The sequence below is a fragment of the candidate division WOR-3 bacterium genome, assembly GCA_016867815.1.
Taxonomy (GTDB): Bacteria; Hydrothermota; Tepidihabitantia; order Tepidihabitantales; family Tepidihabitantaceae; genus UBA2258.
Map to the genome: position 1 here is coordinate 1 of VGIR01000083.1, position 12,931 is coordinate 12,931.

Annotated in this window: 8 protein-coding genes; all 8 read right to left on the bottom strand. The window is 62.7% G+C overall.

The annotated features are described in order from the left end of the window. Positions 1 to 219 precede the first annotated feature (219 nt). The 8 genes from FJY68_11220 to FJY68_11255 all read right to left on the bottom strand — a co-directional run bounded on the left by FJY68_11220 (position 220) and on the right by FJY68_11255 (position 12,584). Positions 220 to 897 carry a transposase gene (locus FJY68_11220; protein MBM3332397.1) on the bottom strand — a complete coding sequence of 226 codons (678 nt, stop codon included), beginning with the start codon at positions 895 to 897 and terminating at the stop codon, positions 220 to 222. Positions 898 to 971: 74 nt separating this feature from the next. Further along, positions 972 to 1,595, bottom strand: a complete 624-nt coding sequence (locus FJY68_11225) for a DUF4159 domain-containing protein (protein ID MBM3332398.1) — start codon at positions 1,593 to 1,595, stop codon at positions 972 to 974. Positions 1,596 to 1,694: 99 nt separating this feature from the next. Further along, positions 1,695 to 2,561, bottom strand: coding sequence for a PHP domain-containing protein (locus FJY68_11230; GenBank protein MBM3332399.1), 867 nt, complete (start codon positions 2,559 to 2,561; stop codon positions 1,695 to 1,697). A gap of 143 nt (positions 2,562 to 2,704) precedes the next feature. Next, on the bottom strand, positions 2,705 to 4,222 hold the full coding sequence (ftcD, locus tag FJY68_11235) for a glutamate formimidoyltransferase (protein ID MBM3332400.1): 1,518 nt from the start codon (positions 4,220 to 4,222) through the stop codon (positions 2,705 to 2,707). Positions 4,223 to 4,358: 136 nt separating this feature from the next. Beyond that, positions 4,359 to 4,709 carry a VOC family protein gene (locus tag FJY68_11240; GenBank protein MBM3332401.1) on the bottom strand — a complete coding sequence of 117 codons (351 nt, stop codon included), beginning with the start codon at positions 4,707 to 4,709 and terminating at the stop codon, positions 4,359 to 4,361. Between the two features lie 10 nt (positions 4,710 to 4,719). Next, complete coding sequence (locus FJY68_11245) at positions 4,720 to 6,435, bottom strand: hypothetical protein (GenBank protein MBM3332402.1); 1,716 nt, start codon at positions 6,433 to 6,435, stop codon at positions 4,720 to 4,722. Then, positions 6,432 to 8,627 (bottom strand): hypothetical protein, encoded by a 2,196-nt coding sequence (locus FJY68_11250; GenBank protein MBM3332403.1) that lies wholly within the window; start codon positions 8,625 to 8,627, stop codon positions 6,432 to 6,434. Before FJY68_11250 ends, FJY68_11245 begins: the two co-directional genes overlap by 4 nt. A gap of 162 nt (positions 8,628 to 8,789) precedes the next feature. Beyond that, positions 8,790 to 12,584, bottom strand: a complete 3,795-nt coding sequence (locus FJY68_11255; GenBank protein ID MBM3332404.1) for a hypothetical protein — start codon at positions 12,582 to 12,584, stop codon at positions 8,790 to 8,792. Between the last annotated feature and the right edge of the window lie 347 nt (positions 12,585 to 12,931).

Consider the following 12,931-nt stretch of genomic DNA (forward strand, 5'->3'; position numbering starts at 1 on the left):
AGGCGTACCTGGCGGCTGCGGTCATGAACCTCAAGTGCCTGGTGGCACACGGCGGCGGACGTCCGGCAGTGACGCAGGCCGCCCAACTGCTGCGGCGGGCAGCCACGGCAGTCTACTCAGCTATCAAGACAGCGCTCTGGCGACCGTCCCGCGTCACATCCGTGCTCGCGGTCTGAAATCACACCCCCAACAGTAGTTTCTCAACAGCCCCACACTTCCCTATTTTCCGTCATCCTTGCGGGGTCTGCCCCGCTTCTGGACGCCCAGCACACGGTCGAGTCTCGATTCCAAGGTTGAGAGGAAGGCATTGCCTCCGAGGGGCCGGCCGGTCATGGTCGTACGCCGGATCTCTTCGGCAGTCTCTTCCGGCTCGTCTCGCAGGTAGCTGCGGTACTTCCGTTGCTGCAGCTCCTCTGAGAGCCAGTCTGGCTCGTTCAGCAGCGGGTCGGCTTCACCGGTGACGTGGTGACGGGCGCTGGACCACCGGTAATCCCAGGCCAGACGCTCGGTCTGCGTGCGGACCGGGTTCCGGTCGATGTATCTCAGGACGGGCCAGAGGTACTCGTCTTTGCTTACCGGGCAGGAGTAGAACCGGTTCTGCCAGAGCCTGCCGCTCCGGTGCTGCTTCCGGTTGACATGCTGGGTGTAGACCAGGTTTGTGCCGGCAAAGCAGCGGGCAAGCGACTCAGGCTCGTGCGGTACCGCCAAAGCATGCACATGATTATCCATCAGGCAGTAGCCCCAGATGTCCACCCCGTACTTTCTCCGGTACTGGGCCAGCGTCCAGAGGTAGAACCGTCGGTCGTCATCATCAAAGAACACCTGGCTGCGGTTGTTCCCCCTCTGTGTGACATGGTGCGGCAATCCCACCGCCACAACTCGAGCTATCCTGGACATACCGCGAGCATACATCCCAGCCGCCGGGTGTCAAGAAAATAGGGAAGTGTCCCTGTTTTCGGAGCCCGGCGGCGTCAGTTGGTCAGGAAGTAGGAGACGATGTTGATTCCCACCCGAAACGCCTGTTCGCGCACTTCCGGCGGGTCTTTGTGGGCCGCGGTCCAGCCGTCCGAGATGTTAGTATTGAAAGTGTAGAACACGACCATGCGTCCGCCGACAAAGATGCCATAGCCGCGCGGCGGACCGTCGGCGTGCTCGTGGATCTTGGGGAGACCGGCCGGGAAGTCGAAGACCTCGTGGTAGACCGGGTGATCGAATCCGAGTTCCACAAGCTGGCTGTTCGGAAACACGCGCGCCATCTCGCGCCGGAATGATGCGTCCATCCCGTAGTCGTCATCGGCATACAGGAAGCCGCCGGTCTCAAGGAAATGACGCAGTCGCTTCACCTCGTCGTCCGTGAGACTGATGTTGCCGTGCCCGGTCATGAAAAGGAAGGGGTATTGGTAGAGCTTCTCGTCGAGCAGGCTGATCTGCGCCTCATCGGCAGAGACTCTGATGTTTGTCCGAGAGTTGATCTCTCTGGCCAGGTTGGGAACCGCATCCGGGTCATTGTACCAGTCTCCCCCGCCGCCGTACTTCAACCGGGCTATCTGCAGTTGCGCTCCCGCGAAACCACAGATGAGAAGAACCAGAAGCAGAGTCTTACCACCAAGGCACGAAGACACGAAGAGGACACCGGAATTCCGGTTCCGGACCTTTGTGTCTTGGTGTCTTTGTGGTGACACTTCCGGGCCGGGCTAACCTCTGGCGAGTTTGTCGCGCAGGTTCTTGACCGCCTGCAGGCAGGAATAGGGAACCGTAACCGAACCAAGGTAGACCTTGCCCAGCTTCCGTCCGCCGTGGCAGTCCGAGCCGCCGGTCATCAGCAACCCGTTCTTGGTCGCCAGCTCGCGGTAGTGGTCGACGTTCCGGGGGGCGTGGTCCGGGTGCCAGACCTCGATGCCGTCTGCTCCGGCCGCAATCGTCGAGTAGACAGCGGCGTCGTTGTGATACGTCCCGGGATGGGCTACCACGGCCAGGCCCCCATGGCGATGCACGAAGTCCACTGCCTCTTTGGGCGTCAGCTGCATCTTGGGGAAGTAGGCCGGGCCATCGTACCCGATGTAGCGCTGGAATGCCTCCTCGATGGTCCGAACCGCGCCGGCTTCGACCAAGGCCTGCGCCACGTGCGGCCGTCCGGTCGCCGCTCCCTGTGCCTGCGCGCGCACCTGTTCGACGGAGATATTGACCCCGAGCTCCTTCATCTTCGTGACCATCTTCTCCGACCGCTCCGCCCGTTTCTGCCGAACCATCTCGAAGAACTCCTGCACACCCGGTTGCGTGTAGTCAACGTAGTATGCCAGTACGTGGACGTCGACGCCGTTGGTATTGCAGCTCAGTTCAACACCGGGCACGACTTCCAGCTGGTGCTGCCTGCCCGCGGCGATGGCGCGGTCAACGCCCCCAACCGAGTCGTGATCGGTGATGGCCACGGCGGTCAGCTTCAGCCGCGCTGCTTCCGCGACCAGTGCCTCGGGCGTGAACAGCCCGTCGGAGAAGATGGTATGGGCATGGAGATCAACGAGACCACTACTCTCCACTGGTGGTTGCCGGAGTTGGCTCATGGACACCTGCTCAGGGCCGCACTGCGCTCAAGGCCGGCCAATGCCGAATTCTCAATTCCCAATGACCGACGAATGACCAGCGACGAAAGACCTCCGGCTCGGCTGATCGGCTAGGAATTGGGAATTGACAAGTGGTCATTCCCTCAGTCGCCCATTCTCTTGGCGACTGTGTTGCCGTACTCCTTCACCAGCGCATCCATTTCCGATGCCATCTCATCCATGGTCTCGCGTTTCGCCGCCACCCAGGCCTCGTCCTTGATGCCGGAGAGATTGGTGAGGACGTTGAGACGCGCACCCCGGAAACAGGAATCCAGATTCATCGTCCCGACGCCGGCGTCGGTGATCGAGTTCTTGTTGCCGTACTCGACGATAGGCCGGCACTGCTTGAGCACGTCGAGCGCGAGCTTCATGGTCTTGAAGGGGATCTCGGCCGCAACCTTGAGGGCCTCGCTGACCGCTTTCGCTCTCTCCTGCTTCTCCGCCTCAGTCATCTTCGGCAGCCGGTACGCGCTCATCACCTTCTTGAACGACTCCGCGTCCTCGTCAATCAGCGTCACGAACCGCTCGCGCAGTGGCAGCAGCCGGTCGCGCACCGCCGACAGCTCGTCGGAGAACTCCTCGTAGCCCTTCTTGCCCGCGGTCAGGTTGGCGACCATCGTCATCAGGGCCACGCCGACTGCTCCGTTCAGCGCGGCGGCCGAACCCCCGCCCGGGGTCGGCGCGGACGAAGCCAGGTCGTTCAGGAAATCGGGCAGACCTTTGGCCGGCACCAGCCGGTTCTCGAGAATCTGGTCCTTCTTGAAGCCGTTTAGCTGCAGGAAGTAGCGCGCGCTCGCGTTCAACGCTCCCTGCGGCACGAGACCGACTATCTCCGACTCGATGACGTTCACGCCCCACCGGGCTGCCTCGCGTTTCACGGTCTCGAAGACCCGGTAAAGCGGCGTCTTCGTGTAGTCGGTCATGTTGATGGAAACCTGAACGCACCCCTTTTCCTTGACCTCGAACCCGAGCGCCTTGGCATATCGGAACCCGCCGTCGCGGAACCGGATAGCCTTGGCGACGCGCTCGGCCACCTTCAGGTCGGTCGTGGCCAGGTTGACATTGTAAGCTACGAGCGGCGCACGGACGCCGACGACCGTGGCCCCGGCGGTCGAATGCAGTTCCGGTCGGCCGAAATCCGGCGCCCGGTCCGGGTCGGTGCGAATCGCCTCCCGCAGGCCCTCGAACTCGCCGCGCCGTATCTGGGCAAGGTCCACCCGGTCCGGCCGGGTAGCTGCCAGTTCGTAGAGGTAGGTCGGAATCAGCAGTTCGTCGGCAATCCTCTTGGCCAGGCGCTTGGCCATTTCGATGCACTCCTCGACGGTCGCGCCCGAAATCGGCACGAACGGCACGACGTCGGTCGCGCCCATGCGCGGGTGCTCGCCCTGGTGCTGGTTCAGGTCAATCAACTCGGCCGCGGCCTTCACCGCCTTGAAAGCGGCGTCGAGCACCGACTCCGGCTCGCCGACAAAACTGATGACCGCCCGGTTGTGGTCGGAGTCCATTTCCTGGTCGAGCATGGAAACGCCGTTGACCGATTTGATAACGTTGACAATCTTCTCGATTACCTCAGGCCGGCGTCCCTCGCTGAAGTTGGGGACGCACTCGACTATCTTGCGCATCGCGAAGGCTCCTCTCTAGGTGGTGATAATGCCCTGCCGGAAGGGGAATCTTACCCGCCCGGCCCGCCAAGTCAAACCTGCGCCCCGAAAAGCGCCGCGCCGCCCTGAGGCGGCGCGGCAATCCTGTGGCGTTCAGCTACTTCTCGGACCAGAGCCCAATAAGACAGCCCCACGGGTCGAGCAGCGACCCGGCAAAGCCCATCCCGCCACCGATGTCTGACTTCGGCTGGCCGACCTTGCCGCCGAGAGCAACCGCCCGGTCCAGCACGGCTGGCATGTCGTCTACCCCGACGTACACGCGGATCGCCGGCTCGGGCATCTTGTCGACCTTCATCAGTGCGCCCCCCGTGCTCTCGCCGGAATCGAACAGGGTGTAGTCGCCGGCTTCGCCCCACGACTGGAACTTCCAGCCGAACAGCTTCTCGTAGAACTCCTGCGCACGCTTCATGTCTACGACCGGTATCTCCCAATGTACCAGTTTTGGCATTACTGCCTCCTTATCGTTCGGTCATGAGCACTTTGACCACGCGCGCCGACGAGTCGGTTCGTGCGATGACGAAGTAGGCCCCGGCCGGCAGCCGCCGTCCGGCCTGGTCGCATCCGTCCCAGACTGCGCTTCCGGACGCGGACAGCCGGATGTCACGCACGCGCCTGCCGGTCGCGTCACGGATCTGCAACCCGCCCGAAGACGTACCGCGCGTGAGACAGACCGTCAGGGCGCGCCGGAAGGGATTAGGGGTGACTTCCAGGCGCGGCATACGTACCGACCTGAATTCAGTGATGCCGACCTGACCGTCAATCCGCAGCCTGGCCATCACGTCGCCGCTGTTGTAGGCGAACCAGCGCACGGTCGGAGAACCGAAGTACGACCGCCGGTCAATCGGCGTCTCCCGGTCCTCCCCTATCTGCGGACTGACGGCCCGCGCCTGCCAGAATGCCACGAGCCAGAGGTCGACATCTGTGTTCAGCAGCGTGTCGGCCGTGATGTCAATCCAGGATTGCGGCTGGCTGGCCCCAACCGAGTCGGCCAGCAGGTAGGGGTTGCTGACCTGGGGGGCGTCCCCAGAATCCGGGCAGACGACGACCCGGCTGAACCGGGTCGTGTCATCGACGAAGACACGAGCTCCACGCAGATGGAACTGACCGTAGGGAACCGAGAATCTGACCGCCCCGGCCCACTCGTTCGTGGGCGAGCCATTCTTCATGTACCACGCGTCCGGCTCGCCGTCGTCGTACCTTAGCTCGCCGGCGTACGAACCTACCAGCTCGGTTCGCAGCGTGTCGTTCGCGGGGAACTCGTCGCCGCTCAGAGAGGTGACGAGTTCAAGCTCGCAACTCTCCTCTGCCGGCACCCAGGCCGGGAACAGGAGCAGTTTCTCGGCCAACGGAGCCAGGTCGGTCACCGTTGTCTCCGCCTCGTAGCCTGCGCCGATGCTCAGCGTCACCGGGAAGGTGGCGGCGCTCCGGCCGGGATTCCACAACTTCACCAGCGGGGCAACGCTGTCCCCGACAAAAGCCTGCCCCACGGGCCGCAGGACCAGTGACGGGCAGACGTCCTTCTGCAAACGGTAGAACCTCACGGCCAGGCTGTCGTGCAGCAGGTTCTGCCCCGGAGTGCCGTTGCGCAGGTACTCAAGACCAATCAGCCCGGAATCGTTCTCGATACCAACTGAACAGGAATCCGACCCCAGCCGTGTTGCCGGGGGCACACGCAGATACTGGAAGAGCGCACTGCCACTCGTATCCAGCACGACCTGGAACGTGCAGCTATCGCGGGAGCTATGGAAAGGAACGTTCAGCCAGGTGACTACGAATCGGCCTTGCGCGGTGTCCGCCAGGTAGTAGACCGATCCGCCCTGCGCCGGGTCGAGGTCAGCCCACAGCGGGGCCAGCAGGCTGTTGGGATCGCGCGTGTCCGGCACCGGGAAGTGGTGAAACTGGTGGCTTTCCGACGTGAAACTCAACCAGCCATTGGAGCAGACCCGCACCGAGTCGTAGAGCTTGCCGTAGAAACCATGGCTGAACCCGAGGGCAAACGGCCCCTGGTTGTCGTCATCGCCCAGGGTGATCTTCGTGCCCGTGCCGGCAATGTCGATCCAGTTGAACGCCGGCCCGCCCGGCCCATCCGAGTCAATCCAGCGATAGCCGCCACGGTCCGGCCCGCTTGCCACTACCAGCACCGGCAGCAGCAGGAGAACGAGATAGCGGTTCATCTTACCCCCAGATACACGACTGACCTGGTCAATGACCTGCCTCCGCCCGTGAACCGGCAGAAGTAGACACCGGGGCTCAGGCTCCTGCCTGATTGGTCGGTCCCGTCCCAGAAGACGCGGCACTGCCCGGCGCCCGGAGCCGCCAATCGCTGCACGACTCTGCCTGAGCGGTCCAGTAAGGCCACGACTGCGTCTGCCGGCCGGTTGGCTGCCAGGCGCATGGCCAGGCGGCCACGGAACGGGCTGGAGCCGATTGTCGCCCAACGCTCGGGCAGAACGCCGCCCGGCGTCTCGGCCACCCCCAGGTCCCAACCATACAGACGCACGGTGGCGTCGACGAGCACCATCAAGTTACCCTGCTCTTCGTTCGAGAAGACCGCGTAGTGATTGCCCGGCTCGGACAGAACCAGGCTGTGATTCGCCGCCGTCAGGTTCTCGTCGTTCACGAATGCGCGGAATGGCTGGTCGCTGAGATAGCCCAGGAACTCGGGTTGAGAAGCAATGAAGAAGTCGGCCGCGCCCGGCGTATCGACAAGAGCGTATTCGTTGTAGCCGCCGGAGTTGAAGCAGTCATAGCCATAGACGACTTCCCGGGCTGCGGAATAGCTCACGTCGATTCGGAACCGGTCAAGCGGCGTCCCGCTGTCGGACGTAATCGCCAGCGATTCGAGCCTGCCCGACAGCGTGCAGGCGTAGAAGAAGCTGCTGCCGGGGGTCGCCGCAGCCGAGTCGATAATCTTGCCCGCTGCGACGTCACCGAGAGGCCCGCTGAGAGTCAGGTAGTAGTTCTGGTTGTCCCCAAGGACCGTGGTGTAGCGCCCGCTGCGGTCGGTGACACCAAAGAAGCAGTTGATCATGCCACCGCCCCATGCTTCGCTTGAGAGCTTCACGATTTCACCATCTACCGGCCTCAGGCACGAATCGTAGACCTGCACCGTCAGCGTGCAGACGTCGCTGTAGGTGCCGATGACGCTTCGCTGCCAGCCGTCGTTGCGCCAGTCCCAGATGGCCGAGCAGTCTTTGCTGCCGCCGTACTTCTTCTCGTACGCGCAACCCGAATCAGCGATGTGCGTGGTCGGGTCATTGGCGTAGGGTATGAACAGGTTGTCCCACCATACCTCGTTCCAGACGTGGTCCTCGTTGATATCGTTCACCCCGCCGCAGGGAATAAGCGCGGTACGGGCTGCGGCCTGCAGCAGGTCCTGCATCTCCCCGCAGTTGCCGTTGTGCTCATGGGCGATGGTGACCGGCTGAATCGGCCGGTTGCCTTCGGCGCCGCGCGGCATGGTCAGCGCGGCCCAGCGCCCGACCACGGCCACCGCCTGCATCGTATCCTCGAACCCGCCGCCCCACGCGTGCTTCCGGCCGTCCCAGAACAACTGCGTCGGGGCGAGCTTCTCCCGCAGCAGCGGGTATCCGGAGTCATTGCAGTAGAACAGGTACTCCCGCCAGAAATAGTCCATCACGTACTGCGGCAACTCGTCGGTCCCTTTGGGCATGATGACCCACCAATAGTAGATGTCGCGCGGAATCTCCACCCACGTAGTCTCACTCTGTACGCGGACACGGTACTTGGTGGTAGAGTAGTAGTCGCCACCCTGCATGGCGTCGCCGTAGTCGACGATGTCGACGTACTGCAGTTCAGGGTCAACCTGATACGCCTGCTGGACATTGTCGGCGAGAATCTGCGCGTTCATCGAAGACAACGTCCCCGGAGCCAGGTGCGCGACCTGAAAGCAGATCTCGTCATAGTACCGTTTGTCCGGGCAGTTCAGAATGACCTCCGCGTAGCGGCTCTGCTGTGCGGCACCGAGTCGGCGGAACTTGTCGGCCAGGTCGTCCTGCAGCCAGTCGGGCGCGATCGCCACCGCCATCTTGGCCGAGTCGTTCAGGAACTCAGGCAGCAACGTATCACGCAGAGACTCGGTGGCGCTGTCGAACACAACCGCCATCCGCTGACCGGCCGGTATCATCGCGTGCATAACCATCGAGTCGATGAGAGTCCAGCCGGAGTCGGAAGGCAGCAGCCTGAGTTCAGAAGCCGGAGCAACGACGGCCGGAGGCTGACCCGGGACAGCGAGGCGCGTGTCTTCGCCGCTCACTACCGGCTCAACCTTGACCGTTACGCCCGGCCCAACCGCCAGAGCCGGAGAAATCGAACAAAGGAGGATGAAGACAATAGCCTGTTTCATGCCCAATAATCTTCCCGAAACTCTCTCTTGTCAAGCCGGAACCGATGCCACAGGAACCGGGATGGGGTTCACCACCAAGGCACAAAGACACCAAGAGGAAGAGCAGAATGCAGTACGACGGATCCGAACTGCAGACGCCAGCGTCCGGAGTCGAGGTGTCGCCTACCGCGCCAGGAGGACCTTGGCGATTCGGCGCCCGGACTGGGTGCGGGCTTCGATGAAGTAAGTTCCTGCAGGCAGACGGCGGCCGTGGTCGTCGCTACCATCCCAGACCGCAATACGTGCCGCCGGCAGTCGGCGCACGACCCTGCCTTCCGCGCCATAGATACTCAGCCGAGGCAGTTCGCCACCCGCGCCATACCGGATCTGCGTACGGTGTAGAAACGGATTGGGCCAGACGTCAAGACCCGGGAAAAGCCCGGGCGCGGCTTCCACTCCGGCCACTGTGACTGGGGGACCGCCGCCGGTCACGCTGACGTCGTCAATGTAGAAACCCTCGTCAACCGTGTCGCCGTCGCTGACGAAAGCCAGTCTCAGTCCAATCTGCTCGCCCACCCCGAGCCACGACAGGTCGTACTTCTCCTCGACCCAGCGGCTTTCATTCACGAGTGGTCTAGTGGTCAAGTGGTCTAGTGGCCTAGTGACCGAATTGCCGGACTCCGGTTCGTTGCTGGACGAAAGCGGGGACACTGGGCCGGGGGATCGTGGTCTAGCGGTCGAGTGGTCTAGTGGTCTAGTGGCGGACTTCCGGAGTTCGTGTTCCTCACTTGACCACTGGACCACTGGGCCACTGGAACACTTCTTTCCCAGTGCTCCCCCGGTGCCGAGGAAGTCGAGGGTCTCCTCCGACCCTTCCCGCATGACGATAACACGTATGCCGTCGACTCCATAATTCGGCGTCTTGAACCAGCGCCAGAACCGGAGCGTGCAGCCTTGGGGTACGAAGAACGGGGCCGTCATCAAAGACGCGTCCATGCGGTTGTCGTACAGCCGCGACCCTTCATTCCCGCAATACCATGCGTGCGCGCCGGAGTGCGCTCGGAACGACGTCAGGTGCCAAAGGTCACCGGCTCCGGCGTGGCTCCACTTCGCCTCTCCCGATTCCATGTTGTCGGAGAATCCGTACTCGCCGACGAGCAACTCGAACGTATCGCGTCGAGTGAAGCCGTCCGCGTTCGCCTGCAGCTCCATCAACGCCACATGACCGGGCGGGCATGCGCCCGACGCCGCAAGCTCAAAGCTCTCACTGCTACTGGCATAGGAGAGGGGCCCGACTTCGCCATACCAGGCGCTGTCCTTCACAACCGTGACAAGACCGTCGAGGGAGACAAGCCTGCACCAGGTAGAGTGGCCGTACCCATACCCCTGGTTCTCAAGCCGAACGCTGAGGCCGCGTGTGGCACCCGGCAGCAACGGCGGCGCACACAGCCACGTACGGTCGAGACCTATGGCGGGCACACCGACCTGGATCACCGGCACGAACGTCCTGATCACGAAGCACCCGAACAAGTCGAGTCTGAACTTCAGAGCCGCGCCATCCTGGGCAGCAGCCGCGACCACCACCCGGAAACCGGAATCGACCCGAACCGAGTCGCCGGGTTCGAGATCCGGAGCGGTTGCCTCCGAGTCGAGCAGAGTGACGCGGGTATCGACCGTGTTCAGCCTGATGATCACCGGGCACGACACCGCGTTGCCGCTGTTTCTCAGCAGGAGTGACAGCGCGAGCGTCTCGCCCGGGTTGGCGACGCCGTCGCCGTTGCCGGCCCGGTCGTCAATGTGCCAGTCCGCCAGGTCAACGTAGTCTCCGCTGTCGCACCCGATACTCCCCTCGTACGGCACGAAGTTGTGGGCGGTTGCAGTCAGGTCGAGCCGGCCGGGGGTCCTTGGCTCCGCATCGAGCCAGACCCGACCCGCACCATCGGTCCGGCCCCGGCTGTAGACCTCGCCCGGCTTGGCCAGGCAGACGAGCGCACCGGGGACCGGTGCGCCGGCACTCGTCACCCAGAACTGATATCTTCCCGAGCCGATACCAACCGCCGTCGGCCCGGTCAGGTCGAGGTGCTGCGGCTGCGCGGTCCAGACGGGCATCTCCGGGTCGCCCATCAGATTGACAGTGTACTGGTGCCAGCGATAAACGTTCTGGTCCCGCGAGAACGGCGCGTAGTGCTCCTTGGCCGCGCTCAGAGCGTCGCCGACGCGGTAGAGGCCTTCGCCCGTGATCGCTTGCCAGAAACGGCTGTCATACTTGTCCGAGTACCCGAAACCGGGATTGCCGGGAGAGCCCCAACCATACGACGAGTTACCGATAGTCGCGACCGTACCGCCGTTCGGGTTGGTGACGAACGCTTCGCCGATGCTGGTGAAATCGAACGCGGTCGTCCAGCAGCCAATGGAATAGAGGACGCCCGGCCCGGCGTTGGTGATTGTGTCTGCGTCCGCCGTGCGCATCCGGTTCGCCGACCCGCCGCACTGCATCACGTCAACCCAGCCGTGGCCATCGTGGTTCAGGAAGTTCTGGTTCTCACGCATCGCCTGCATCACACTGGAGCGCGTCTCGTTACCCAGGCTCTGATAGAGCTTGGTCAGGCTGTAACCCGAGGCGAACGACTGTCGCTCAATCTTGTTCTTGTGCACGCCCATGTCGGTGTACGGGTTCTGCCACAACACCTCGGCGAAGAACAGACCTTTGTTCTGATAGCCGGGCACCGTGGCGTGCTCATAGTCGAGCACCTTGCGCACAAACGTCGACGCCTGCGGAACATCGTTCACCGGCGCTCGGCCCACGCTGAAGTCCGCGTAGAGGTCAATGGAGTCCGACACCTCACCGAACACGTTGTTGCTGTTCGCATCCCACGAGCCGTCGAGGTCGGCGAAGTACAGGTCGCAGGGCAGCGAGTCCTCGCGTGGGTCGGCTCCCCATTCCGATGCCATCGCAAACGCCTTGCGGAACGGAACCACGCCCACGTCCCCGCCGAGGAGCACGTACTTCACGCCCGAATCAGCCAGAGTCTTCAGGTAGTTTCGCAACTGCTCAGGCTGGTCGCGGCCGGTGTAGTTCGCGTAGACCCAGTCCATCGTACGCACGACCGCCGGAACACCCTTCTGCGTCTTCCAATCCGCCAACCGCTGGAACGCAGTAGCCATCTCCGCACCCGTCACAATCACGTACTCAAAAGAGCCAAACGCCTCCTCACCCGCGCTTCGCTCCCCCTCTCCTCTGACAGGAAAGGGCTGGGATGAGGAGTAACTTCTGCCTTCTGCACTCTGCCTACTGACTCCTGACCTCGGTTGGACCTCAACCTCAACCTTGACCTTCCGACACACTTCGATCCGTCCCTCCGCTCCAATGTACCGCACCGGATAGACCAGCACCTGTACGAAGGTGGAATCATGCCTGTAGCTCGTCCCCGTCCAGCGCACGGGCATGGATGGATAGGCCGAATGTGACTCATAGATGGCCGGATTGGGATGCGTGAATCCGCTTCCGTCCTCACCCGTCATTTTGACATTTGCATTCTGCAGTTTGAATTCTGACTTGCGTCCGAGATCCGTGCCCGCGATGAGCACCTGCTGCCGTTGTGCTGGCAACACGTTGTGCGTGCCCGGAAGCGACTGCCAGAATCCAATCTCAAACGTCACTGCGGTGACATTCTGGTATCCGGGCAGCGCTATGACGACCGGCTCCACCGGCAACTGCGGCGCGCCCGGCTCATCGCTCACGTCCATTCGCTCGCCCAGCACGACCTCGTAGCCCGCGAGTAAATCCGGGGACTGTCCCGACGTGGACTGTCCCCTTGGATTTCCGAACCCGGCCTGCTCAGCCGTGACGAGTGTGAACTGGCTCGGCCTGAATGTGAGGTTTTCGCTGTGCACGACTGACCGCGCGCTAGCGAACGCCAGGCACAAAGCCAGAAGACTGCGGGCGGCTGTTCTCGGTCTCATATCAGACGGTCCCATACATTATAGACGCCGGCAACAGCACAGGGAAGCAGAATCGGCCCCGAACGTCCACAGACTCCTCAGACTTCGCAGACTAGGTTCCAGGTCCCCAGACATTCCGAAATGAGTGGGGCAGAATTCGATGGCCCATTTGAGGCGGGCCGCATCAGTCCAGTTTAGTATAAGTCCCCCTCGAAACCGGCCTGGAAATCGCCTAACTGGATCATTAGCAATTAGTTACTACGGAGAGCACTAAATGTTTGACAGCTTGAGGTCATGTTGCCGCATATCGGACGTGCTCTTCCGCAAAGTAACTCCTGACCACTTCTGGCTGGCGTTGCCGGCTGCGTAGGTAGGATCGGGCC

Coding starts and splice junctions, on each gene's coding strand:
- FJY68_11220 (MBM3332397.1), bottom strand. CDS start 897: ATGTCCAGGATAGCTCGAGTTGTGGCGGTGGGATTGCCGCACCATGTC.
- FJY68_11230 (MBM3332399.1), bottom strand. CDS start 2,561: ATGAGCCAACTCCGGCAACCACCAGTGGAGAGTAGTGGTCTCGTTGAT.
- ftcD (MBM3332400.1), bottom strand. CDS start 4,222: ATGCGCAAGATAGTCGAGTGCGTCCCCAACTTCAGCGAGGGACGCCGG.
- FJY68_11240 (MBM3332401.1), bottom strand. CDS start 4,709: ATGCCAAAACTGGTACATTGGGAGATACCGGTCGTAGACATGAAGCGT.
- FJY68_11245 (MBM3332402.1), bottom strand. CDS start 6,435: ATGAACCGCTATCTCGTTCTCCTGCTGCTGCCGGTGCTGGTAGTGGCA.
- FJY68_11250 (MBM3332403.1), bottom strand. CDS start 8,627: ATGAAACAGGCTATTGTCTTCATCCTCCTTTGTTCGATTTCTCCGGCT.
- FJY68_11255 (MBM3332404.1), bottom strand. CDS start 12,584: ATGGGACCGTCTGATATGAGACCGAGAACAGCCGCCCGCAGTCTTCTG.